13 protein-coding genes are annotated in these 26,481 nt (G+C 69.5%); 10 read left to right on the forward strand and 3 right to left on the reverse strand.

Features of this window, described 5'->3' with window-relative positions; translation table 11 throughout:
• Positions 1-61 precede the first annotated feature (61 nt).
• The gene (locus AB0L57_RS21505; protein ID WP_364964827.1) at positions 62-325 is read left to right on the forward strand and encodes a helix-turn-helix transcriptional regulator; all 264 of its coding nucleotides are present in this window, start codon (positions 62-64) and stop codon (positions 323-325) included.
• Here the strand turns inward: AB0L57_RS21505 and AB0L57_RS21510 are convergent.
• A complete protein-coding gene (locus AB0L57_RS21510; RefSeq protein ID WP_364964830.1) occupies positions 322-954 on the reverse strand; it encodes a TetR/AcrR family transcriptional regulator in 633 nt (210 codons plus the stop codon). The genes AB0L57_RS21505 and AB0L57_RS21510 overlap by 4 nt on opposite strands.
• A 96-nt stretch (positions 955-1,050) precedes the next feature.
• On the opposite strand from AB0L57_RS21510, the gene AB0L57_RS21515 reads away from it, so the two are divergent.
• The gene (locus AB0L57_RS21515) at positions 1,051-1,542 is read left to right on the forward strand and encodes a nitroreductase/quinone reductase family protein (RefSeq protein ID WP_364964833.1); all 492 of its coding nucleotides are present in this window, start codon (positions 1,051-1,053) and stop codon (positions 1,540-1,542) included.
• A gap of 3 nt (positions 1,543-1,545) precedes the next feature.
• Here AB0L57_RS21515 and AB0L57_RS21520 read toward each other — a convergent pair whose 3' ends face one another.
• Positions 1,546-2,934, reverse strand: coding sequence for a metallopeptidase TldD-related protein (locus AB0L57_RS21520; protein WP_364965082.1), 1,389 nt, complete (start codon positions 2,932-2,934; stop codon positions 1,546-1,548).
• Between the two features lie 205 nt (positions 2,935-3,139).
• The gene (locus AB0L57_RS21525; RefSeq protein WP_364964836.1) at positions 3,140-4,663 is read right to left on the reverse strand and encodes a TldD/PmbA family protein; all 1,524 of its coding nucleotides are present in this window, start codon (positions 4,661-4,663) and stop codon (positions 3,140-3,142) included.
• Between the two features lie 140 nt (positions 4,664-4,803).
• On the opposite strand from AB0L57_RS21525, the gene AB0L57_RS21530 reads away from it, so the two are divergent.
• The 8 genes from AB0L57_RS21530 (at position 4,804) to AB0L57_RS21565 (ending at position 26,467) form a co-directional block, all read left to right on the forward strand.
• Positions 4,804-5,526 (forward strand): helix-turn-helix domain-containing protein, encoded by a 723-nt coding sequence (locus AB0L57_RS21530; protein WP_364964838.1) that lies wholly within the window; start codon positions 4,804-4,806, stop codon positions 5,524-5,526.
• A 38-nt stretch (positions 5,527-5,564) separates the two neighbouring features.
• On the forward strand, positions 5,565-6,773 hold the full coding sequence (locus tag AB0L57_RS21535; RefSeq protein ID WP_364964841.1) for a histidine kinase: 1,209 nt from the start codon (positions 5,565-5,567) through the stop codon (positions 6,771-6,773).
• 30 nt (positions 6,774-6,803) lie between these two features.
• The gene (locus AB0L57_RS21540; RefSeq protein ID WP_364964843.1) at positions 6,804-7,463 is read left to right on the forward strand and encodes a response regulator transcription factor; all 660 of its coding nucleotides are present in this window, start codon (positions 6,804-6,806) and stop codon (positions 7,461-7,463) included.
• 87 nt (positions 7,464-7,550) lie between these two features.
• The gene (locus AB0L57_RS21545; protein WP_364964846.1) at positions 7,551-8,033 is read left to right on the forward strand and encodes an FxsA family protein; all 483 of its coding nucleotides are present in this window, start codon (positions 7,551-7,553) and stop codon (positions 8,031-8,033) included.
• A gap of 57 nt (positions 8,034-8,090) precedes the next feature.
• Positions 8,091-9,686 (forward strand): amidohydrolase family protein, encoded by a 1,596-nt coding sequence (locus tag AB0L57_RS21550; RefSeq protein ID WP_364964848.1) that lies wholly within the window; start codon positions 8,091-8,093, stop codon positions 9,684-9,686.
• Positions 9,687-9,897: 211 nt separating this feature from the next.
• Positions 9,898-11,487 (forward strand): apolipoprotein N-acyltransferase, encoded by a 1,590-nt coding sequence (lnt, locus tag AB0L57_RS21555; RefSeq protein WP_364964850.1) that lies wholly within the window; start codon positions 9,898-9,900, stop codon positions 11,485-11,487.
• Between the two features lie 371 nt (positions 11,488-11,858).
• Entirely contained in the window at positions 11,859-25,481 is a 13,623-nt protein-coding gene (locus tag AB0L57_RS21560) for an amino acid adenylation domain-containing protein (RefSeq protein ID WP_364964853.1), read from the forward strand.
• A complete protein-coding gene (locus tag AB0L57_RS21565; RefSeq protein WP_364964856.1) occupies positions 25,478-26,467 on the forward strand; it encodes an ATP-binding cassette domain-containing protein in 990 nt (329 codons plus the stop codon). Before AB0L57_RS21560 ends, AB0L57_RS21565 begins: the two co-directional genes overlap by 4 nt.
• The last annotated feature ends 14 nt before the right edge of the window (positions 26,468-26,481 follow it).

Genomic DNA, 26,481 nt, shown 5'->3' on the forward strand with positions numbered 1-26,481 from the left:
CGGTATTTCTATACCGACTCTAGCTGTGGCGGTATTTAAATACCAAACCTATGCTGGTGGGATGGTTCGTCTTCCGTTGAGTCCGGCCCAGGTCGAGGCCGGTCGCCGTCTGGGTGCCCATCTGCGTGCGATCCGGGGTGACCGCGACTCGGCCGAGATCGCGCGGGCGGCCGGAATCTCGCCGGAAACGCTGCGCAAGATCGAGTCCGGCCGGCTGCCCAGTCCGGCCTTCGGCACCGTGGTCGGATTGGGTGCCGCGCTGGGTGTGCCGCTGCAGGAACTGGCCGAGGTCTGGCAGTCGGCCGGGCTCAGCGCGTCCGCCTAGCGTCGGTGCGGTGCGGGCGCGAACAGCGGTAGCACCGCGTCGGCGATCGCCTCGGGAGAGGGCAGGCCGGCCTGCGCCTCGGGCGGGCTGAGTCGATGCTGCAGTGCCCGCTGGTGGGCCGCGCCCACGACGAGCAGCGCGGCCGTGCGGGGGTCGGCGACGATCGTGTGCCGGGCCGAGAGGTGCGCGATCACCGCGTCGAGAGCGCGATGCGGGCCCAGATCCAGATCGCGGCTGCGTTCGGTGTGCGCGGCGCGTAGATCGGTATCGGATTCGATCGCCGCGATCACCGGGAGTGCGGCATGGAAGAACTCCTCCAGCACGGTGATCAGCTCGATCAGATCGGCGCGCAGGTCCGGTGGGGTGGTCCCGGCTTGCTCGGCCAGCATCTCCTTCAGCGGCCGGAGGTGGTGCGCGATCACGGCCTGTAGCAGGCCCGTTCGGTCGCCGAAGTGGTAGAAGATGCTCGACTCGGCAACTCCCGCCCGGGTGGCGACCTCCTTGGTGGTCAGCCGGGCCGCGCCCGAACTGGTGAGGATCTCCTGCGCGGACGCGATCACCGCCTCCCGCACGCCGCTGCGCGGTCGTCCACGGGTGCGGGCGGTCCGTGCCGTGTCTTCGAGGGGCAACCGCGTTCCTTCCGAGTGTTCCGCTCTTGCAGTATGCCGTATGCCGCCGTATTTTTTGAGTAGACACTCGAAAAACTGCGACCAGGAGTTTCGCTCATGTCCAGTCCTCGCACATCCCAATCCGCAACCGCCACCGGCCGAGACCGGCTGCGCATGCAGCCGGCGGTCGACGCCATCATGCGAACATTGCTGCGCTCTCGCCTGCATCGATTGCTCAGTGGAAAATTGCTGGTCGTCACGGTGATCGGCCGCAAGACCGGACGCGTCTACGCGAATCCGGTCGGCTACGCCGAATCCGACGGCGCACTACTGATCGGCACGGCCGCGTCCTGGCGGCGCAATCTGCGAAAAGACGAGCCCGTGCGAATCACCTGGCGCGGCCGCGACCGGCTCGCGGACTGGGAGGTGATCTCCAGCGAACGCGAGATCGCCGAGCCGTACCGCATCATCCTCACGCAGAATCCCACGCACGGCCGGTTCGCCGGTATCGAACTCGACAGCAGCGGACATCCCGACCGCGAACAACTGCGCGCGGCCGTGGGACGCGGGACCGTGGTGGTCCGGCTGCGCCCGCGGCCGCTGGGATGAGACTCAGGTGGCCCGGCTCACCGACGACATGTGGAAGTCGGGAATGCGCATGGGCGGCATCGCCGTGCGGGTGAACCAGTCCTTCCACTCGCGCGGCAGCGTGATCTCGGTCGCACCCACCTCGGTGGCGCGGCGCAGCAGATCCAACGGGCTCTCGTTGAAGCGGAAATTGTTGACCGCGGCCGTCACCGCGCCGTCCTCGACCAGGTAGACGCCGTCGCGGGTGAGTCCGGTCTGCAGCAGGGTGGCCGGATCCACTTCGCGGATGTACCACAAGCAGGTCAGCAGCAGCCCGCGCTCGGTTCCGGCGATCATCTGCTCGAGTGTGGTGTCCGTACCGCCGGACAGCAGCAGATTGTCCCCGGCCACGGTGACGGGGGCATCGAATTGCGCTGCCGCCCACCGGGGATTGACCAGCGAGCCGATCACCCCGTCACGCAGCCAGTCGACGCGATCGGCGGCCAGGCCGTTGTCGAAGATCGAGGCCATCTCCGAGGACATGGTGGTGGCGACGAACGGCCGGTACTCGAGTCCGGCGGCGCGCGGATCGGAATAGAGCGTCAGCGCGATGTCGGTGAGGCGCTCACCCACCCGGGTGCCACCGGCCCGGGCGAAGGCGGTGTGCCCCTCGTGGGCACCGCGCCCGTCCATCGACCACAGCATCGGAATGAGCAGATCGGCGACCGCCGACGGCGGTAGCAGGGTGGGATAGCGGCCCGCGGGCAGCTCCACGCGCCGCGCACACCAGTCCAGCCGGCGGCTCAGTTCCGTCAGCAGATCGGTGACGCCGATATCGGTGAAGTCCGCGGTGGGCGCACCCACCCAGGCACTGGCCGGATCGTCGTCGCTGCCCCGTTTGCCGTTGATCTCGATGGAGCCCGTCGGCTGGGTCCAGCGGCGGCGAATTCCGGTGGAGGTCCCCAGCCAGGTGGTGTGCAATTGATGGTGGGCGAAACCGTAGAGCCGATCCGCACCGGCGAAGCCGGTCGCCAGTTCACCGGCGAGCGTGGTGAACACCTCGATCCCGGTTTCGGGCACCACGTCCGCCCACGTCGAATCCGCCGCAGCTCCGGCGCTTTCCGGGTCCAGCAGCGGCATCGCGTCCGCGGCGGGCTCGGCGGTGCGGGCCGCGTCCTCGGCGCGCCGCACGACCGCCTCGATGTCGGCCGGATCCACACTCGTGGATCCGGCGCTGCCCGCCCGCGCCGAACGCGGGCCGTCGCGCAGAATCGAGATCACCGACCACGATCGCGATACCGACGCTCCGTTGGTCGTCATGGAATTGCCCGCCCAGCGCAGCGAGGTGTCCGAGGCGTCGGTGACGATGACGATCGTCTCGTCCGCGCGCGCCGCGGCCAGTGCCCGTTCGACGACCTCCCCGCCGTGCATCATCGTCACCGACCGGCCTCCTGTGCTGTACATGCGATTCGGGAATGGGCTGCGCGATTGTCACTCACCCGGCCTGCGGTGTTGTGCGGGGCACCCGCACCCGGTCGGCCGGGAGAATGGGCTGCGCGATTGTCACTCACCCGGCCTGCGGTGTTGTGCGGGGCACCCGCACCCGGTCGGCCGGGAGAGCGGGCTGCGCGATTGTCACTCACCCGGCCTCCTGGCGGGTATTGAGGACGTTGACCCCCCGCACCAGAACCGGGGGACAACCGTGCGAGACCGCCGCGACCTGGCCCGGCTGAGCCTTACCGCAGTTGAAAGCGCCGCCGAGCACCCAGCTCGACCGGCCACCGACCGCCTCCATCGAACCCCAGAAATCGGTGGTGGTGGCCTGATAGGCGACATCGCGCACCTGCCCGGCCAGTTCCCCGTGGCGAATCCGGAAGAAGCGCTGGCCGGTGAACTGGAAGTTGTAGCGCTGCATATCGATCGACCAGGACCGGTCGCCGACGATGTAGATGCCGTCGTCCACGCGAGCGATGAGCTCGGCGGTCGTGGTGTCGTGGTCGGGGTCGGGTTGTAGCGAGACGTTGGCCATCCGCTGAATGGGCACGTGGTGCGCCGAATCGGCGTACGAGCAGCCGTTGGAACGTGGGACGCCCAGCCGCGGGGCGAATGCGCGGTCGAGCTGGTAGCCCACGAGCGTGCCGTCACGCACCAGATCCCAGCGTTGCCCGGCCACGCCCTCGTCGTCGTAGCCGACGCTGGCCAGGCCGTGCTGCTCGGTGCGGTCGCCGGTGACATGCATGATCGGCGTGCCGTAGCGCAGTGTCCCCAGCTGGTCGGGGGTGGCGAAGGAGGTTCCGGCGTAGGCCGATTCGTAGCCGATGGCCCGGTCGTACTCGGTGGCGTGGCCGATGGATTCGTGGATGGTGAGCCACAGATTCGTCGGATCGATCACCAGATCCGTCGGACCGGCCACGACCGAGGGGGCCGCGACCTTCTCCGCGAGCCACTGTGGGATTCGGGCCAGCTCGTCGCCCCAATCCCAGACTCCGTCGGCGCCGGTGACGTACTCCCAGCCGCGCCCGGCCGGTGCCGCGAGCGTCCGCATGGTGTCGAAACCACCGGTGACCGCGTCGACACTGATCGCCTCGAGTTGCGGATGCAACCGCACCCGCTGCTGGGTGATCGTGGACCCCGCGGTGTCGGCGTAAAAGGTCTGTTCCTTGACCTGCAGTACCGAGGCGGTGACGTGATCGACTCCCGCCGCCGAGGCCAGCCGCTGCGAATAATCCTGCAGCAGCGCCACTTTCTCCGGCGTCGCCACCGCGAACGGATCCACCGAATACGGCGAAACCCAGGTCGCGTCCCGGTACACCGGCTCGTCGGCGAGTGTGACGCGCTCGCGATTGAGCGCGCGCAGTGTCTGCGCGACCACCACAGCGCGCCGGGCGACCGCGGCGGCCCGCTCGGGCGTCAGTTCGCAATGTGAGGCGAAACCCCAGGTGCCGTCGATGATCACCCGGACCGCGAAGCCGAGCTCCACGTCGTTGTCGATCGATTCGACCCGGCCGTCACGCAATCGGATCGATTGGGTCACCAGTCGATGCACCCGCAGATCGGCGTGCTCGGCCCCGGCGGCGCGCGCCGCCGACAACGCCGCGTCGGACAGGGCGGCCAGCGGTAGCGCGCGGAACTGTTCGTCCACGGTCGCGGATGCGATGCTCACCCGGCCCACGCTAATTGTTGAACCACGCCCGGTTCAACAGATTCGGTGAGCGGGGCTTCGAAATCGCCTCGGAGCCTTGGTGACACGCCGTGCATGTTGGCACTCGATGCAAACATGCACGAAATGCGGTGTGGCACGTGATGAAACGCGCGCGAAACGCCCAGCCTGCCGCAGGTTTCGCCACCGATGCCGTACTGTCTGCCCGCGTGCCGCCATCCGCACTCCGTGACCGCAAGCGGGAACGCACCCGCCGTGCCCTCCTCGAAGCCGCCGCCGATTTGTTCGAATCCCGCGGCTACGAGGCGACCACCGTCGCCGATATCGCCGCCGCCGCCGAGGTCGGCACGCGGACGTTCTTCAACTACTTCGAGAGTAAAGAGGAATTGCTCTTTCCGGAACCCGACGACCGGGTGCGGGCCGCCGTCACCGCGATCGCGAGCCGGCGCAGTGACGAGCGTCCGGTCGAGGTTCTGCTGCGTGCCCTGCGCGCCGTCGGTGACAACCCCGGCGATCACCTCGGCGACGAGCTGCCCGCCCGGATCGCGGTCCTGCGCGCCCGGGTCTCGCGAACGGTACCGGCGGTCAGTGGGCGCGCCGCGCACGCCCAGCTGGCCGCCCAGCAGGAGATCGCGCTGCGGCTGCGTGACGCCTTCCCCGAGGAACTCGACGAGGTCGGCGCGGCGGCACTGGTCGGGGCGGTCGTGGGCGCGGTATCCGGTGCGCTGACCGTCCTGTTCCAGGGCCGGCACGCGGTCGAGGACGGGGAACGGTTGCATCGCACGATCCGCGAGACCACCTCGCGCGTGCTGGCGCCCTGGTTGTCGGCGGGCCGGCACATGACCGCGGCCGAGGTCCGGTGCTGAGCCGCGGTCGCCGCGACCGGGCCGCCTAGTCTGAACCGGTGCGTCGATTCAGTCTGTGGCTCCGCGGCAAACCGCTGGTGGCCGATTCGATCTACGCGGCCGTGCTGGTGCTGCTGGACCTGCTGACCATCGGTGGTAAGCATCATTGGTTCGTCTACCTGATCCTCGGACTCGTCGTTCCGATTCCGGTGATCTGGCGGCGCGTCTACCCGCGTGCCAGCGCGGTGGCGCTGCTGGTGCTGTCGATATCGACCACCGCGATCTGCGTGGTCCTCGACGAGGATCTGCAACCACCGGCGTTGCTGGCCGTCGGTGTGGCCCTCTACACCCTGGTCGCCTACGTCGGGCGGCGCGAGGGGCTGCTCTACCTGGTGGGCCTGGTGATCGACGGTGCCTTCTCCCTCGCAGTGGTGAATCAGTCGGTGCCGGTGGTGCTCGGATTTCTGGTCATGTACTACGCGTTGTGCTGGACACTCGCGGAGTTCCTCGGCGCCCGTCACGCCTACGACGCCGAGGTCGCCGCGCGGCTGGCGGTCGCCGACTACGACCGTGATCGCAGCGCCCACGATGCGGTCGCCGCCGAACGCACCCGCGTCGCGCGCGAACTGCACGATGTGGTGGCCCACGCGGTGAGTGTGATCATCGTGCAGGCCGACGGGGCCAAATTCGCACTGCGCGGTGACCCCGCCGTCACCGAGCGGGCGCTGACCACCATCGCGGCCACCGGCCGCGAGGCATTGCGTGAGCTGCGCCGCACCGTGGAACTGTTACGCACCGAACACGCCCCCGAACAATTGCCGCAGCACGGCACCGCCGGACTGGCGAAGGTGGTGGAGATGATGCGCAACGCCGGGCTGCCGGTGGAGCTCGAACTGACCGGGGAACTCGACGACATCGCGCCCGAGGTCAGTCTCGGTGTGCACCGCATCGTCCAGGAATCGCTGACCAACACCTTCCGCCATGCCGGCCCCGATCCGCAGGCCTGGGTCCGGGTGCGCCGCCGCGATACCGACGTGCTGGTGGAGGTGCTCGACCGTGGGTACGGTCCCGGCGCGGTCGAGCCCCCGCGCGGCGAGCCGGGGCCGGACACCGCCGTGCGCAACGGAATCGCCGGCAGCGGGCTCGGGCTCGTCGGCATGCGGGAACGGATCGCGGTGCTGGGGGGCACCCTCGAGGTGGGCCGGCGACCCACCGGGGGCTGGCGGGTGTGCGCGAGTATTCCGCTGTGGCGCGAACTGCCCGACTGATCGGACGGCGGGGCCGATTAGATTGAAGCCGTGCCGATCACCGTACTCGTCGTCGACGACCAGGAACTCATGCGCGCGGGACTCAAGATGGTGCTGGGCGCCCATCCGGACGTCGAGGTCGTCGCCGAAGCCGACAACGGCGCGACGGCCGTCCGCCTGGCCGGTGAGCTCATCCCCGATGTGGTGCTGATGGATGTGCGCATGCCGGTCGTGGACGGGGTCACCGCGACCGCTCAGATCCTCGAATCGGGCTGTGGCAGCCGGGTACTGGTGATGACGACCTTCGACCTCGATGAGCACGCGCTGGGCGCCCTGCGCGCCGGAGCCAGCGGATTCCTGCTCAAGGACACCCCGCCCGAGGATCTGCTCTCCGCCATCCGCAGCGTGGCCGCCGGGGACGCGGTGGTCTCGCCGAAGGTCACCAAACGGCTGCTGAACCGGTTGATCGCCGCGGATCCGACCCGCGCCCGCGATCCCGAGATCCTCGACGTGCTCACCGCTCGCGAGCGCGAAGTGCTCGAACAGATCGCCGCCGGGCGCTCCAACGCCGAGATCGCGGCCGAGTTGTTCCTGTCGGAGGCCACGGTGAAGACCCACGTCGGCCGGGTGCTGACCAAACTCGGGCTGCGGGACCGGGTGCAGGCGGTCGTGCTGGCCTATGAGACCGGATTGGTCACACCGGGCAGCTGAGCGGGCTCCCACGAGAAAGATGTCGGGTCCGGGAGAAAAATCGGACGCTCGTGCGTTGGGCAGAGTAGATCGTGGAAAGGATCGCCGATGCCCGCCCTCTTGTTCGCCCTCTATCTCGTGGTCGAGATCGCGGTGCTGGTCGTGGTCGGCCACCTGATCGGTGCCGTACCGACCATCCTGCTGCTGATCGCGGGATCCGCGCTCGGCCTGATCCTGGTGCGCTCCCAGGGCCGCCGGGTGTTCCAGCAATTCCGTCGCGCCCGCCGCGGTGAGATCGGCCCGGGAACAGCGGTCGCCGACGGTGCACTCGTCGGTGCCGGCGCGGTGCTGATGTTCGTTCCCGGCCTGGTGACCTCGGTCCTCGGCCTGATCCTGCTGTTGCCGACTCGCGCGTTGTTGCGGCCGCTGGTCTCGGCCGCGGCGCTGCGCCGGATCGACCGGCTGACCATGGCCGCGGGTTACCGCGGTGTGGTGGTCGACCCCTCCGGTGAGGTGGTCGACGGCGTCGTGGTCGACGAGTACTACGACGACGGGCAGGGCACGGCCCGCCGCGTGATCGACGCCGACTGACCGGTCGCCCACGGGCCGTTTCCACCCCGCGTCCGGCGTGCGGCACACTGATCACCCGTGAGTACCCAGTTGCTGGTCGGCGGCCGAATCTACAGTTCCAGTTCCCCCGATGCCACCGCGATGGCCGTCACCGACGGCATGGTGGTGTGGCTGGGCGCCGAGCGGCCGGGCCGCGCCCTGCATCCCGATGCCGAAGTCATCGACCTGGACGGTGCTTTCGTGGCTCCCGCCTTCGTCGATCCGCACGTCCACGTCACGTCCCTGGGACTGCAGCTCACCGGCCTGGATCTCTCGGCAGCCGTCTCGTTGCGGCACTGCCTGGATCTGGTCCGCGATCACGCCGCGACGCACACCGGCACCGTGATCGGCGACGGCTGGGACGAGACGCGGTGGCCGGAGGGCCGACCGCCGACCACCGCCGAGATCGATTCCGCGACCGGCCCTGGCCGCGCGGTCTATCTGGCGCGTGTCGACGTGCACTCCGCGGTCGTGTCCACCGCCCTGCTCGACCTGGTCCCCGCCGCGCGCGGTGCCACCGGATACCGCGCCGGCGAACCGGTGTACGCCGAGGCGCACCACCTGGTCCGCCGCGCGGCCCTCGACAGCCTCGATCGTGCCCAGCGTGACCGTGCCCGCACCGCCGCCCTCGACCACGCCGCCGCGCAGGGTGTGGTCGCGGTGCACGAATGCGCCGGTCCGGAAATCTCCGGAACCGAGGACGTGCGCGAATTGGTGGAGTTCGGCCACGGTGTCGACGTGCGCGCCTACTGGGGCCAGGCGGTCACCTCGGCCGAGGAGGCGCGGGCACTGATCGCGGACCTCGGCGTGCACGGACTCGCCGGGGATCTGTTCGTCGACGGCTCCTTCGGCTCGCACACCGCCTGGTTGCGCGAGCCCTATGCCGACCGCGAGACCATCGGCACCGCCTATCTCGATGCCGAGACGATCGCCGCGCACGTCCGGGCCTGCACCGAAGCCGGTGTGCAGGCCGGGTTCCACGCCATCGGCGACGCCGCCCTCGATGCCGTGGTGGCGGGTTTCGAGCGGGTCGCCGCCGACCTCGGTGCCGCTGCCGTGGCCACCCGCGGCCACCGGGTGGAACATGCCGAACTGCTCGACGCCGGACAGATCGCGAAGCTGGCCGAACTCGGTGTGATCGCCAGTGTGCAACCCGGATTCGACGCGGCGTGGGGCGGGGCGGGGGACATGTACGCCACCCGGCTCGGCGCCGAGCGCGCCGCCGCCGCCAATCCGTTCGCGGCGATGGCCGCGGCCGGGATCTCCCTGGCGATCGGCTCCGACGCGCCGGTGACCCGGCTGGATCCCTGGCAGGCGGTCCGCGCTGCGGCACATCATCGCACTCCCGGTCACCAGATCTCGCCGCGCGCCGCCTTCGCCGCCGCGACCCGGGGCGCCTGGCGGGCGGGCGGCGTCCGCGACGGTGTCGCGGGCACGCTGGTGCCCGGTGCGCCCGCGTCCTACGCGGTGTGGGATGCCGACGATCTGGTCGTCGCGGCGGCCTCCGACACCGTGCAGCGCTGGTCCACCGACCCACGCTCGCGGGTTCCGGGCCTGCCCGCGCTGGAACCGGGTGCGAAACTGCCGCGGTGCCTGCGCACCGTCCGCGAAGGAGTGACGATCTACCAGGCCTGATGGCGGGTGCCCATGTCTCGCGACGCCTTTCCCGGGTGATCGGCGGGCTCCGGGAAGATCCCGCATCGGCAGGTCCGCGGCACGGCCCGTCCCGGCGGCATCCGCGGGCCGCCGCATCCGGACTTCGACGGCCTCGGGGATATCCGGAGCCGCGTGTGTCGATCGCGCCCCGGCGCCGGATGTGGCGCCGCCGTTCAGTAGCATCGGCGCGGTGCTGGGCGTGACATGGCGGGTGTGGGGGAAAGTCGCGGCCGCTGTCGTCGCCGGGTTGCTGATTTTCGCCAGTTTCCCCCCGCGCACCTGCTGGTATCTCGCGCCCGTGGGGATCGCGATCCTGACCCTGGTCGTACGCGATGCGCATCGGCTGCGCGGTGGTTTCGGCTACGGCCTGCTGGCCGGGCTGGCGTTCTTCCTGCCGCTGCTGCCGTGGACCGGAATCTATGTCGGGCCGGCCCCGTGGCTGGCGCTGTCGGCCGCGTGCGCGCTGTATGTGGGTCTGTTCGGTCTGCTGTCGCGGCTGGTGGTGACGGTGCCGGGCTGGCCGCTGTGGGTGGCGCTGATGTGGACGCTCACCGAATGGGGGCGCTCGAGTTTCCCGTTCGGCGGATTCCCTTGGGGGCGGCTGGCTTTCGGCCAGGCCGACGGATGGTATCTGCCGCTGGCGTGGCTGGGTGGCGCACCGGTGGTGAGTTTCGCGGTGGCGCTGACCGGCACCGTCCTGGCCGCCCTGATCGTGCGGGTGCGTGACCGCGCCGGTCGACGCCGCGTGCTCGGAATTGTCACTCTCGCAATGGTTGTGGCCATCGTCCCGATTGCCGGGGTGATCCTGCGGACCGCGCTGCCCGCCCCCGAGGACGGAGACCGCTCGATCACGGTCGCCGCGATCCAGGGCAGTGTGCCGCGGCTCGGCCTCGACTTCAACGCCCAGCGTCGTGCGGTGCTCGACAATCACATCCGCCGCACCGAGGAACTGGCCCGCGCGGTCACCGCCGGTACCGCGGCACAGCCGGATGTGGTGATCTGGCCGGAGAACTCCTCCGATATCGATCCACTGCGCAACTCCGACGCCTACAGCGAGATCACCGCGGCCGCACGCGATGTCGGCGCCCCGATCCTCGTCGGCGCCGTACTGGTCAACGACGATCGCACGACCACGAATTCGGTGATCGTGTGGGACGGCGACGGTCCGGGGGAGCGCCACGACAAGAAGATCGTCCAGCCCTTCGGCGAGTACCTGCCCTACCGGGGATTCTTCCGTCACTTCTCGAGTTATGCCGACCGCGCCGGCTATTTCGTCCCCGGCCATGGCGACGGTGTCGTCCACGCGCGCGGTGCGGACGGCACGGAGGTGGCCATCGGTGTGGCGACCTGCTATGAGGTGGCCTTCGACCGTGCCTTCGAGGATTCCCTGCGCGCGGGTGCGCAGTTGCTCACCGTGCCCACCAACAATGCCACCTTCGGTGACAGCGATATGACCTACCAGCAGCTGGCCATGTCCCGGGTCCGGGCCGTCGAGCACGGCCGCGCACTGGTCGTGGCGGCCACGACGGGCGTCAGTGCGATGATCACCGCCGACGGTGTGGTCCGGCAGCAGACCTCGAAATTCGTACCCGCCGCACTGGAGACGACGCTGCCGCTACGGAGCGAAACCACGCCCGCGACGGCGATGGGCCCCCTTCCGGAGCGCGTGTTGTGTATCCTTGCTGCGGCCGTTGCCATGGTTGTGGTTATCCGGCGGCGAACGGTGTGCTCGGCGCATCGACGCGATGAGGACGTCACCGGCGACCGGGCATTCGACTGACGGCTGATATCACTCTTACGGACAATCGAACATCACGGGTGCACGCGGATCGACCGCGATGAGCACATCGCAGGCGTCACGCCGTACTCAGCATTCGCCAGACCATTGCGGAGCCAACAGCAGAGCGCGTGATTCATCGCGATTTAGATGATCTTGCGCCGGTCATTCATGTTGTTTGCGACATGTTTGCTGTTTGAAAGCTCTGTCCGTCAAAGGTGTTCGAGGCCGAACATCACGACATCGTTACCAGTCCGGCCGCACAGATGCTCCGAATCATAGGGCGTGGATCACGTCCTACCGTTGGCGCGCGCTTTTCTGCCGCGGACGGGGACCGGGGAGTTGCGTCAACAGCGGCAGAAACGGAGTGATTGATGAGTTCATTGGCCACCGATCGTGTCGACCAATGTGCTTCCGGCGAATATTCAGCACAACCCTTCGCTCTGTCACCGGCGCAGACTGCCCTGTGGTACGCGCAGCGGATTCAGCCTGAGGTGCCACTGACGATCGCGCAGTATGTCGAGATCCACGGTGATCTCGATGTCGGGCGATTGCTCTACGCGATCGAACGTTTCGGCGCCGAGGCGCAGGTGGGTCAGCTGCGGCTGGTCGAGATCGACGGTGTGCCACATCAGGTCGTCGACGCCGCACAGCGACCGGGCTGGGCGCGGATCGATCTGCGGCAGGAGGACGATCCGCACGCGGCCGCGCTGCGCTGGATGAACGATCACGCCAGCAGCCCGATCGATCTGGAACGTGATCCGCTGACCATCAACGCGGTCCTGCGTACCGGAGATCACGACTACATCTGGTACTGCCGTGGTCATCACATCGTCATCGACGGCTATGGCGCCATGAACGCGCTCACCCGTACCGCCGAGATCTACACCGCGCTGGAGAACCAGACCGAGCCGGTCGTCTCGCGTGCGGCCACCCTGGCCGAGATCTACGCCGGTGAAACGCAATACCGCGAATCGAGCCGGTTCCGCTCCGATCAGGAGTACTGGCGCGAACAACTCGACGGTGTCGGCGCCACGCTGACACTGTCGTCGACCGGAATCGTCGCCCCGGCCCCGGACGCGGGGCGCCGCATCGCCGCGGCCACCCTCGGCGCCGATGTCGAGTCCGAATTGGCCACGGCCGCACAGGTCTTCGGATCACAGAATTCGGCGCTGTTCGTGGCGGCGCTGGCGGGGTACGTCCGCGCGGCCACCGGTACGCGCGATGTGGTGCTGAGCCTGCCGATGTCCGCACGCACCACGGTCGCCCTGCGCCGTTCGGCCGGAGTGGTGTCGAATGTGGTGCCGATCCGGGTGCACTTCGATGCCACGACCACCGTCGCCGACGTCGTCAAAGCCACCGAACTGCAGATCACCGGTGCACTGCGGCACCAGCGTTACCGGCACGACGACATCCGGCGCGATTGCGGATACTCCCGCGATGCCCGCGGATTCTTCGGGCCGATGGTCAACATCATGCTGTTCCACAGCGAATTGAACTTCGGCAGCCTGGTCGGATCGCTGAACGTGCTGTCCACCGGACCGGTCGAAGATCTGTCGATCAATCTGTACAACGGTGCGGGCGGGCGCATCCACATCGATTTCGAGGCCAACCCCCGCCTCTACGGCGGGACCGAACTCGCCCGTCACCACCGGCGCTTCCTCGACTACCTCACCCGCTTCCTCACCGCCGACCCCGCGGCGCCGATCACCGGCGTCACGGCGCTCACCGACGAGGAACGCGAGCAGGTCCTGCGGACCTGGAACGCGACCGCGGCACCCGTGCGCCCGGGAACGCTCGCCGATCTGTTCGGCGCGCAGGCGCGGGCCACCCCCGACGCGATCGCACTCGAATTCGAGGGCACCACCCTCACCTATGCGCAGCTGCGGCAGCGCGCGGATCGCCTGGCCCGCATCCTGATCGACCGCGGCGCGGGACCCGACACGGTGGTCGGGCTGGCGCTGCGGCGCAGCCTGGACCTGGTCGTCGGGATGTACGCGATCGTGCGCGCGGGCGCGGCCTATCTGCCGATCGATCCCGATCATCCGGCCGAACGCACCACGCACATTCTCGACCAGGCGGCTCCGCTGTGCGTGCTCGCCACCGGCCGCGACCGGGCCGCGCTGCCGGCCGGAGTGCAGGTCCTCGATCTCGCCGACATCGACTTCGACAGCCCCGATCCGGCCGCCGACGCGCCGATCACCGATGCCGACCGCCGCGCCCCGCTGCGCGGCGAGCACCTGGCGTATGTCCTGTTCACGTCCGGATCGACCGGTAAACCCAAGGGCGTCGGTATCTCCCACGCCGCGATCGGGAACCGGCTGACCTGGATGCAACACCGGTATCCGCTCGACGGCAGCGATGCCGTGCTGCAGAAGACCCCGGCCACCTTCGACGTGTCGGTGTGGGAATTCTTCTGGCCGTTGCAGATCGGCGCCCGGCTGGTGATCGCCGCCCCCGACGGCCATCGTGATCCGGCCTATCTGGCCCGGATCATCGCCGACCGCGGCATCACCACGGCCCATTTCGTGCCCTCGATGCTGTCGGTGTTCGTCACCGACACCGATGTGCGCGGCTGCGGTGGGCTGCGGCGAGTGTTCTGCAGTGGCGAGGCATTGCCCGCGGCGACCGTCCGTGACTTCCACGCCGTCCTGCCCGCCGGGCCGCGCCTGCACAACCTGTACGGCCCCACCGAGGCCGCGGTCGACGTCACCCATTGGTCGTGCGCGCCGGACAACGATGTCGTCCCGATCGGCGCGCCCGTCTGGAACACCCAGGTCTACGTCCTGGACGAGATGTTGCGGCCGGTGCCGCCGGGTGCGGTCGGTGAGCTGTATCTGGCCGGTGTCCAGCTGGCCCGGGGCTATCTGAGCCGGACCGCGCTGACCGCTGATCGGTTCGTCGCCAATCCGTTCACGCCGGGCACCCGGATGTACCGCACCGGGGACCTGGTCCGGTGGCGGATGGACCCGATCCCGCCCGCGAGTGCCACCTCGGAACTGCCGCCCGCGCTGGAATACTTGGGGCGCAGCGACTTTCAGGTGAAGATCCGCGGTCAGCGGATCGAACTCGGCGAGGTCGAAGCCGCGATGCTGGCCGATGAGCGGATCGCCCGCGCGGTGTGCGTCGCCCACACCACTGCGGCCGGTGACGAACTGGTGGGCTACGTCGTGGCCGCGCCGGGACACGACGTGGACGCCGCGGGCGTGGCCGAGGGACTGCGCGGGGCGCTGCCCGCGTACATGGTGCCGGCGGTGATCGTCGTCCTGGACGAGCTGCCGCTCAGCGCCAACGGCAAGATCGATCGCAAGCTGTTGCCGGCCCCCGAACTGCCTGCCCGCCGCGCCGGCACCGGGGTCGTCGAACCGCGCACCCCCGCCGAACGCCGCCTGGCCGACATCGTCGTCGAGGTCCTCGGTTGTGACACGGTCGGCGTGGAGGACAACTTCTTCGACCTGGGCGGCAATTCGCTGTCGGCCGCGCGCGCGGTCGCCCGGATCAATGCCGCCTTCGGTACCGGACTGACCATCCGGGACATGTTCGAATCACCCACCGTCGCGGTGCTCGCGGGCCGGGTCGGTGACCGCAACGTCGACCGGTCCTCCCCGACGCTGGTGGCCGGGCGACGGCCGCAACGACTCCCGTTGTCACTGGCCCAGCAGCGGCTGTGGATCCTGAACCGGTTCGCCGAGCACGCCGGCGCGTACAACATGCCGCTGGCGGTCGAGCTCACCGGTCACCTCGAGGTCGAGGTACTGCGCGCCGCACTGCTCGACGTGCTCGAACGCCACGAGAGTCTGCGCACCACATTTCCCGATTCGCCCACCGGGCCGGTCCAGGTCATCCATCCGGCCGCCGAGATCCCGCTCGAACTGGAGCCGATCGACGCGACCGGCGCCGACGCGCTGGCACTGGCCGCCGAATACGCCGGATACGGATTCGATCTGCGCAGCCAGGCCCCGATCCGGGTGGCGCTGTACGGCACCGAGCCGGACCGGCACATATTCCTGGTGGTGCTGCACCACATCTGCGGTGACGGCTGGTCGGTGGCGCCGCTGGCTCGCGACCTGATGAGCGCGGTGGCCGCGCGCACCGCCGGGCAGACGCCGCAGTGGACTCCGCTGCCGGTGCAGTACGCCGACTTCGCCCTGTGGCAACGCGAACTGCTCGGCGACGAAACCGACCCGACCAGCGCGCTGTCGCGGCAATTGGCCTACTGGCGCACCGCACTCACCGAACTTCCCGATCAACTGGATCTGCCGCTGGACCGGCCGCGGCAGCGCCAGCGCGAAACTACCGGGGGGCGAGTCGAATTCACCATTCCGGCGGTAACCCGTCGTGCCGTGGTCGACCTGGCCGCCGAGCGCGGGGTGAGCACCTTCATGATCCTGCACGCCGCGCTGGCGAGTCTGCTCGCCCGGCTGTGCAACACGCGCGACATCGCCATCGGCACCCCGATCGCCGGCCGCTCCGATCCCGCACTCGATGATCTGGTCGGCATGTTCGTCAACACCCTGGTGCTGCGCACCGAGGTCGATCCGGCCGCCGGATTCGACCTCATCCTCGACCGGGTCCGCGAAACCGACCTCGACGCCTTCGCCAATTCCGACGTCCCGTTCGAGCGGCTGGTCGAGGTCGTCAATCCGTCCCGGGACGCCGGTCGCCATCCGCTGTTCCAGGTGATGCTGTCCTACGAGGACTCTGCCGAACTGCAGGTGGAACTGGCGGGCCTGAGCGCGCGGATTCTGCCGATGGATGTGGGTGTCGCGAAATTCGATCTGCAGCTCATCGTGCACGACAGTGACACCGGTGATGCCGTCGACGGCCCGCTCACCGCCGAATTCGGCTATGCCGCCGATGTTTTCGATCACGCAACGGTGCAGGGTATCGCTCGCCGGTTCGGGCAGGTGCTCGCCGCCGCCGTCGATTCGCCGGGGACACCGGTCGGCGATCTGCCGGTCCTCGATGCGCGTGAGATCGGCAATCTGGTGCCGATCACCGGTGCGCCGGGCGTGCCGCCGCTGAGCCTGGCCCGGCTGCTCGGCGAAACCGCCGAGCGGCTGCCGGATGCGGTCGCGATCCGGTACCGGGGCTACGACATGACCTACCGTGAGATCGACGAGGCCGCCAACCGGCTGGCCAGGGTCCTGATCGAACACGGCGCCGGACCGGAGGTCGTCGTCGCGATCGCACTGCCCCGTGGCCCGGCCTCGATCACCGCGATCTGGGCGGTCGCCAAGACCGGCGCGGCCTACGTCCCGATAGATCCCGATTACCCGGCCGACCGTATCGAGCACATGCTCACCGATTCCGGCGCGATGCTCGGGCTCACCGATGCCCGCAGCCGTCCCGCGCTGCCGAACCGGCCGCTGCACCGCGGCCGGCACCGCAAACAGGGCGCGGACTGGTTGCTGGTGGACTCGACGGCACTGAGCCAGGCACTGGCCCGGGTCTCGCCCGCACCGGTCACCGACGCGGATCGGCATCTGCCGCTGCGGATCTCGCACCCCGCCTATCTGATCTACACCTCCGGATCGACCGGCAGGCCCAAGGCCGTCGTGGTCACCCACGGTGGTATCGCTTCGCTGGCACACGAGCAGATGCACCTGTTCCGCGTCGGGGATTCGGCACGGACCCTGCACTTCTCGTCACCGTCGTTCGACGCCTCGGTGCTCGAACTGCTGCTCGGTTTCGCCGCCGGCGCCACGATCGTGGTCGCGCCGGCCGGACTCTACGGTGGCGCCGAACTGGCCACGCTGCTGCGCACCGAGCGGATCACGCACGCGTTCATCACGCCCGCCGCGCTGGCCACCGTCTCCCCGGACGGCCTCGACGATCTGGAGGCGGTCATCGTCGGTGGCGACGCCTGCCCCGAGGACCTGGTCCGCACCTGGACCGCGGCACACCGGATGCACAACATGTACGGCCCGTCGGAGGCCACGGTCGCGGCGACCGCCACCGAACCGATGGTCGCCGGCCGCCCGGTGCCGATCGGCAAGCCGGTGCGGGGGATGCGATTGTTCATTCTCGATCAGCGACTGCATCCGGTACCGCCGGGCGTCGCGGGCGAGTTGTATCTGTCCGGTCCCGGTGTGGCCCGCGGCTACCTCGGCCGCCAAGGGCTCACGGCCCTGCGCTTTCCGGCCAATCCACACGGTCGCCGCGGTGAACGGATGTACCGCACCGGCGATCTCGTGATGACCGACGCCTCGGGCATATTGCGCTTCCTCGGCCGGGCCGATGACCAGGTGAAGATTCGCGGTTTCCGGATCGAACTGCGGGAGGTCGACCACGCACTGCGCGCTCATCCGGGAATCCGGTTCGCGCTGACCATCGTGCACACCGGCGAGCACGGTGCCGTCCGATTGGCGTCCTATGTCGCCGCCGACGGCCGGGTGGACGCGGCCGAGATCCTGGAGACCGCGCGCCGCCGGCTGCCCGCCTACATGGTGCCCGCCGCGATCACGGTGCTCGACCGGGTGCCGGTCACGCCGGCCGGAAAGGTCGACCGTAAGGCGTTGCCCGCGCCGGTGTTCACCAGCGGTGGCCCAACGCGAGCGCCGGAATCCGAACTGGAGAAGCAGGTCGCGGAGGTCTTCGCGGCCGTGCTCGGCCATGCCGTCCCCGGTGCCGAGGACAGCTTCTTCGACGCCGGTGGCAACTCGTTGCTGGCGACTCGCCTGACCGCGGCGCTGCACGCCGAATTCGGTGTGGAACTGGCCGTCCGGACCATCTTCGAAACACCCACCGTCGCGGGTGTCGCCGCGAATCTGGCCGCCGCGCCGAGCACTCAGCGGGTGGCGCTGGCACCGTATTCGCCGCGCCCCGAACGGATTCCGCTGTCGCTGCCGCAGCAGCGGATCTGGTTCCTCAACCGCTACGCGCCCGAGTCCAGTGCCTACAACATCGCCTTCGCCCTGCACATCGAGGGCGATCCGGATCTGGCCGCGCTGGGCGGGGCACTCGGTGATCTGACCGAGCGGCACGAGGTGCTGCGCACCATCTTCCCCGAGGACCACGACGGCCCGTTCCAGCTGGTGCTGGCCGCCCAGCGCGGCCTGCCGGCGCTGGAGCCGGTGGTGACCGACGAGTCCGGCGCCGAGCTGGCGCTGCGGAATCTGGCGCAGCGCGGATTCGATCTGACCCGGGAGGTACCGCTGCGAATCATGGTGCTGCGCACCGGACCTCGCAGCTTCCAGCTCGGCATCGTGGTGCATCACATCGCCGCCGACGGCTGGTCGATGGCTCCGCTCACCACCGACCTCGTCCTGGCCTACAGCGCCCGGCACGGCGGTGGCAGGCCGGCCTGGGCCCCGCTGCCCGTGCAGTATGCGGATTTCAGTCTCTGGCAACGGGAATGCCTGGGCGAGGAATCGGATCCGGAGGGTGTGGCCGCGAGACAGTTGCGCTTCTGGCGCGAAACACTGACCGGTCTGCCCGAGGAACTGCCGCTGCCCTACGACCGGCCGCGTCCGGCGGAGCCGACGCAGCGGGCCGGCAGGGTCCGCATCGAGGTACCCGGCGCACTGCGCGACGGGCTCGACGAATTGGCTCGTGCGCACGGTATGAGCCGGTTCATGGTGCTGCGCTCGGTTCTGGCGGTACTGCTGCGCAGCATCACCGGTGGCCGCGACATCGTCATCGGCACCCCGGTCGCGGGCCGGACCGACACCCGGCTCGACAATCTGGTCGGCATGTTCGTCAACACGCTGATGCTGCGCTCCGACGTCGACCCGGACCGGGCCTTCGCCGAACAACTGCGTGCCGACCGCGATGGTGAGCTGTCGGCCATGGGCCACGCCGAGCTGCCCTTCGAACGCGTCGTCGAGGAGGTCGCCCGCGACAACGGCGGGCTGCGGCCGCTGCTGCAGGTCGCGCTCACGATGGCCGACACGGTTCCGCCCGCCCTGGAACTTCCCGGACTGCGGCTGCGCGCCGAGGAACTCGACATCGCCGTGGCGAAATTCGATCTGGAACTGCGGGTCCCCGCCGACGCGCAGACCTTCGACCTGGTCTACGCCGCGGAACTGTTCGACGAGGACACCGTCGGCGTCCTGGCCGAGCGGCTGCTGAGCGTGCTGGACGCGGTCACCGCCGATCCGCGGATCCTGGTGCGCGACATCGACGCCCGCACCGATGTCGAGCGCGAACTGTTCACACCGCGGCGTGGCCCGGCCGCCACCCCGCAGTGCAGCCTGGCGAACTACTTCACCGCCACGGCCCATCTGCATCCGCACAACATCGCGGTCCGCAGCGGCACCCAGGAGCTCACCTATGCGGAACTGGATCGCTACTCGAACCGCATCGCCCGCAGTCTGATCGCGCGCGGCGTCGGCAGCGGTGACCGGGTGGCGCTCGGGCTGACCAGGTCGGTGGAATCGGTGGCCGCCACACTCGCGGTGGCGAAATCCGGGGCGGCGTTCGTCCCGATCGACCCCAACTATCCGGCCGATCGGGTCCGGCACATGCTCACCGATTCCGGCTGCGCGCTCGGTGTCTCGGTGACCGCGCATCGCGAGCGGCTGCGCGCCGCCACCGCCGAGTCCGAGACGCACGGCGACGCGGCGGACATCGAGTGGTTGCTGCTCGATGACGCCGCGGTCCATGCCGAACTCGCCACCCGCGACGCCCGCACCATCACCGATGCCGAACGGCAGCGGACGGTGTGGACCGCCGATCTGGCGTATCTGATCTACACCTCCGGTTCGACCGGTAAACCCAAGGGTGTGGCCGTCACCCACGGCGGTCTGTCGAATTTCGCCGACGAGATCCGGGATCGGATGCGCGTCGACCGTGACGCGCGCACCCTGCACTTCGCGAGCCCGAGTTTCGACGCGGCCGTGCTGGATCTGCTGCTGGCGATCGGCTCGGGCGCGACCATGGTCATCTGCCCGCCCGACATCTACGGTGGTGACGAACTCGGCGCCCTGATGGATCGCGAGCGGATCACCCACACCTTCATGACACCGGCCGCACTGGCCACCGTCGACCACCGGCGCTGGCCGTTGCCGCATCTGCGCGCGATCATGACCGGCGGTGAGGCGCTCAGTGCCGATCTGGTCGAGCGGTGGGCTCCCGGCCGGGCGCTGTTCAACGGCTACGGACCCACCGAGACCACGATCGTCATCACGATCGCGGGCCCGATCGAGGCGGGCAGCCAGGTGGCCATCGGCTCGCTGGTGCGCGGGGCGCGCGCACTGGTTCTCGACGAGCGGCTGCGGCCCGTCCCGGTGGGCGTGCCGGGCGAGCTGTATCTGGGTGGCCAGCCCGTCGCCCGCGGTTACTTCGACCGGCCCGGGCTCAGCGCCGCTCGCTTCGCCGCCGACCCCTTCGGTCCGGCGGGCGCGCGGATGTACCGCACCGGCGATGTGGTGCGCTGGCGTGCGGACGGCGAACTGGTCTATCTGGGGCGCAGCGATCATCAGGTCAAGGTGCGGGGATTCCGCATCGAGCTCGGCGAGATCACCGAGGTGCTCGGTGCTCATCCGGCACTGCGCTTCGCGCACACCGAGGTTCGCGATATCGCCGGTACCGCGCGGATCGTGTCCTATGTGCAGGCGGCCGACGCGGGCGCGGTGATCGACGTCGACGCGCTGCGTGCGCATGTGGCCGAGCATCTGCCGGCCCACATGGTGCCCAGCAGTGTGACGGTGCTCGACCGGATCCCGCTCACACCGGTCGGCAAACTCGACCGCGCCGCGTTGCCGGAGCCCCGGCAGATCGTTGTCGCGGCCCGTGAGCCGAGCACCGACGGCGAGCGGCTGGTGGCGCAGGTGATGGCGGAGCTGATCGGCGCGGACACCGTCGGCGCGGACGACAATTTCTTCGATATCGGCGGAAACTCCCTGCTGGCAACCCAATTGGTGGCCCGCCTGACCGCCGCCACCGGGGTGCGGCTCCAGGTTCGCACAGTCTTCGCCGCACCCACCGTCGCCGAGCTGGCCGCGGTACTGGACGGGAGCGAGGGCCGCGACGACGGCCCGGTACTGGAACGCCGGGAACGGCCGCCGCGTGTGCCGCTGTCGGCGGCCCAGCGGCGACTGTGGTTCCTCAACCGGTTCAACGCCACCGCCGCCACCGATGTGTCGGGCGTCTACAACGTTCCGGTCGCGCTGCGCCTGCGGGGCACCCTGCAGGTGCCCGCGTTGCGCTCGGCGCTGCACGCCGTGCAACGCCGGCACGAGACGCTGCGCACGGTCTTCCCGGAAATCGACGGCGAGCCGTTCCAGCGGGTCCTGGCGCCCGGTGAGGCCGCGATCTCGATGCCGGTCGTCGAACTGGACGAGGCCGAGATCGGCGGTGTGGTGCGCAGTTTCGCGGCCGCCGGATTCGATCTGGCGGTCACGCCACCCCTGCGGGCGCAACTTCTGCGCCTGGGGGCCGAGGATCACGTGCTGGTGCTGGTCGTGCACCACATCGCCATGGACGGCTGGTCGCTCGAGCCGCTGGCCCTCGACATCACCCGCGCATACCGGTCGTGTGCGGCCGCGGTGGCACCGGACTGGGAAGAACTTCCGGTCCAGTACGCCGACTACACCCTGTGGCTGCGGGACACCCTCGGTGCCGAGGACGAGCCGGACGCGCCGATCAGCCGCCAGCTCGACTACTGGCGCGGCGCGCTCGACGGCATCCCGGAACTGCTGGCGCTGCCGACCGATCGGCCGCGTCCGCCGGTACCGAGCTACCGCGGCGGTACAGCGGACTGCGTCCTGGACGCCGATACCCACCGCCGGCTGCAGGCCGTGGCCGCACGGCACGGCGTCACCATGTTCATGGTGCTGCACGCCGCGCTCGCGACCCTGCTGCACCGGATCAGCGCCGAGGAGGACATCACCGTCGGCACGCCGATCGCCGGGCGCGGTCACCAGGCACTCGACGGGCTGGTCGGGATGTTCGTCGGCACCCTGGTACTGCGGACGCCGGTGGCCGGTGCGCAGTCGTTCGCCGATCTCCTGAGCGCGGTGCGCGATGCCGACCTGGAGGCTTTCGCCCATGCCGATGTGCCCTTCGAACGGCTGGTCGAGGTGCTCAATCCGGCCCGCTCACAGTCGCATCACCCGATGTTCCAGGTGATGCTGTCGGTGCGCAATCAGCCGGTGCGGACGCTGGAACTGCCCGGGCTGCGCGTCGACGCGCTCGACGCCGATCCCGGTATCGCGAAGTTCGATCTGCAGTTCACCCTCACCGAATCGTGGACCGCGCAACGGGAACCAGCGGGTATCACGGTGTCGGTGAACTTCGCGCGGGATCTGTTCACCGAGGCCGGCGCGGCCCGCCTGGGTGCGCGATTCACCCGATTGCTGGGTGCCGCGGCCGCGAATCCCGCACTGCCCGTAGGTGATCTGGATCTGCTCGATTCCGCCGAGAGGTCGGCGCTGGCGCCGGTGCACGGTGCGGTCGCGGGGCAGCCACGCGGCCTGGCGGAGGTGTTCGCCGCCGCCGTCGCGGCCGATCCCGACGGGGTCGCGTTGTGCAGTGGCGGCACCCGAATCACCTACGACAGCCTCGATCGGTGGACCAACCGGCTGGCCCGCGTCCTGATCGGTCTCGGCGCGGGGCCGGAAACTCTGGTGGCACTGGGAATTCCGCGGTCGATGGAATCGGTCGCGGTCACCCTGGCGGTGGCGAAGGCGGGCGCCGCGTTCGTGCCGGTCGACCCGAACTATCCCGAGCATCGCATCGCCCACATGCTCACAGATTCCGGTGCGACCGTGGGTATCACGCTGTCGGACTACCGCGACCGGATGCCGGGCGACGCGCAGTGGACGGTCCTGGACGCACCGGGGGTACGGGCGCAGGTCCAGCACACCTCGGACGCGCCGCTGCGCCCGGCCGAGCGCCGGGGGAGGCCGCGGATCGACAATCCGGCCTACATCATCTACACCTCAGGATCGACCGGTACGCCGAAGGGCGTCGTGGTCACCCATGGCGGTCTGTCGAACTTCGCCGCCGAAACCGCCGAGCAGTTCGATGTCCGGCCCGGCAGCCGCGTGCTGCATTTCGCCACCCCGAGCTTCGACGCGGCCATGCTGGATCTGCTTCTTGCTCTGGGCGGGGCCGCGACACTGGTCATCACGCCGCCCGGGGTGTATGGCGGCGCGGATCTGGCGGGCGTCCTGCGAGCGGAGCGTGTCACCCACGCCTTCATCACGACCGCGGCGCTGGGAACCGTCGACCCCGCGGGGCTCGACGAATTCCGCCATGTCCTGGTCGGTGGCGAGGCGCTGCCACCCGATCTGGTGGCCAGGTGGGCGCCCGGGCGCCGGCTGCACAACGTCTACGGCCCCACCGAGACGACCATCGTCACCGTCATCTCCGCTCCGACCGCTCCGGAACAGCCGATCGTCATCGGTGCGCCGATCCGCGGTGTGCGCGCGGTGGTACTCGACCGGCGGCTGCATCCGGCTCCCGCCGGGGTGGTGGGGGAGCTGTACCTGTCCGGCCCGGCGCTGGCGCGCGGATATCACGCCCGGCCGGGGCTGAGCGCGCAGCGCTTCGTCGCCGATCCGTTCGGTGCGCCCGGTCAGCGCATGTACCGCACCGGTGACCTGGTGCGGTGGGTGGATCGTGGCGGCCGCTCGGAGCTCGAGTACGTGGGCCGCACCGACCATCAGGTCAAGATCCGCGGCTTCCGGATCGAACTGGGTGAGATCGACACCGCGCTGGGCCGTCACCCAGAGGTCGAATTCGCCACCACGATCGGGCATCACACGGCGGCGGGCGCGACCGCGCTGGTCACCTATGTGAAGGCGCGCGCGGGCACCGCGCCGACGGCCGCGCAGCTGCGTGGCCACCTCGCCGAACTGGTACCGAGTTATATGGTGCCGCAGGCGATCATGCTGCTCGACACGGTGCCGATGACGCCGGTCGGCAAACTGGATCGAAAGGCACTGCCGGAACCGGTATTCGGCGCCGAGCACAGCTATCGCGCGCCGAGCGGGCCCACCGAGTCGGCCGTGTGCGCGGCATTCGCCGATGTGCTCGAGGTCGACACCGTCGGCGCGGACGACGGTTTCTTCGATCTGGGTGGCAATTCGCTGCTGGCGACCAAGGTGGTCGCGCAGTTGCGGGCGGCGGGGATCGAGATGCCGGTTCAGCTGATGTTCGCCGAATCGACGCCGGCCGGGATCGCCCGGCAGCTCGATGCGGCCTCCGGCGACACCCTCGCGGTCGCGATGCAGCCATTGCTGCCGATCCGGCCGGTCGGCCGGTCGCAGGTGCCGCCACTGTTCTGCGTCCACCCCGCGATCGGGTTGTCGTGGTGTTATGCGGGGCTGCTGGCTCATCTGCCCGGCGATCGTCCGGTCTACGGCCTGCAGGCACCGCACATCACCGGTGCGGCGAACCACGACACCGTCCGCGCGGCCGCCGAAGACTATGTGGCACACATGCGTTCGGTGCAGCCCTCGGGTCCGTACCACATTCTGGGCTGGTCGCTGGGCGGCCTGATCGCGCACGAGATCGCGGTACAGCTGCAGGAGGCCGGTGAACGGGTGGCCGTGCTGGCGATGATGGACAGCTATCAGCTCGGCGACCGCTGGCTCGAGGAGGCGATGCCCGCGGTGGCCGACATCATCGGCGAGTTCGGCAGCGATCTGCTCGGTGGCGACAACGGCGTCGACCCGGGCCTCACCCTCACCGAGGCCGCGGATCTCCTGCGCAACCGGCCGGGGCCGTTCGCGGCTCTGACCGTCGACCATCTGCAACGGCTCTACACCGGATACGAGAACGGCACCGTGCTCGCGAACGGATTCCGGCCTCGCGTCTTCGACGGCGATCTACTGTTCTTCACCGCCGCCGACGACGAGATCAACCTCGCCGATTCCACTCGGTGCGCCGCGGCCTGGGAGCCGTACGTGACGGGCGTGATCGACGACCGCAAACTGCGCTGCCGCCATTCCGGCATGACGACGCCGGAGGCTCTGGCCGTCGTCGGCCCGGTGCTGCGCGAAGCCCTCGGCGCGGTCCGCGCCGACGAAACGGAGGAAACACTGTGAGCCTGGCGGTGGAGGTCACCGGGCTGGTCAAGAACTATGGCCGGGTCCGTGTCCTGGACGGAATCGATCTGGAGATCCCGTCGGGAACGGTGATGGGGCTACTCGGCCCCAACGGCGCGGGGAAAACGACCACGGTCCGCATCGTGACGACATTGCTCAAGCCGACCGGGGGCAGTATTCGGGTGGCCGGTGTGGATGTGGTCCGCCATCCCGCACGTGCCCGGACCCGGATCGGGTTGTCGGGGCAGTACGCCGCGGTCGACGCGAACCTGTCGGGTTTCGAGAATCTGCGGATGGTGGCACGGCTGTACGGAATGAACCGCAAACGCGCAGCCGACCGCGCCACCGAACTGTTGTCCGCACTCGGTCTCGAGGCCGCGGCGGGCCGGCGCGCGGGGACCTACTCCGGCGGCATGGCACGGCGCCTGGATCTCGCGGGTGCGCTGGTGGCGCGCCCCGATGTGGTCGTGCTCGACGAACCGACCACGGGACTGGACCCGCGCGGCCGCCTCGACATGTGGCGGGTGATCGGCGATCTCGTCGACGACGGGACCACGGTCCTGCTCACCACGCAGTATCTGGAGGAGGCCGATCAGCTGGCCGATCGGATCACCGTCATCGACCGCGGCAAGGTCATCGCGCGCGGCTCGGCGGACGAGCTGAAAACCTCCATCGGCGGAGATCGGCTGACGATCACCCTGGCACCCGGCCAGGATCCCGGGCCCGCGCAGCAGGTGCTGGCCGGTATCGGGCTCGGCGAGCCGATTCACGAACCGGGGTCGGAGGACGTGGCGATCGTCGTGGGCGACGGCACCCGGACCATGGTCGAGGCGCTGCGCCGCCTCGACGACGCCGGCGTGTGCGTCCAGGACGCGGTGGTCCATCGACCCAGCCTGGACGACGTGTTCCTGTCGCTCACCGGCACGCCCGCCGCACCTGCCGAAGAATCCGAGAACGACGAAGTAGTAGAGGAGATCATGTCGTGAGTACCGCGGAGGTT

The sequence above is a fragment of the Nocardia sp. NPDC052254 genome (genome assembly GCF_040679495.1).
Taxonomy (GTDB): Bacteria; Actinomycetota; Actinomycetes; order Mycobacteriales; family Mycobacteriaceae; genus Nocardia.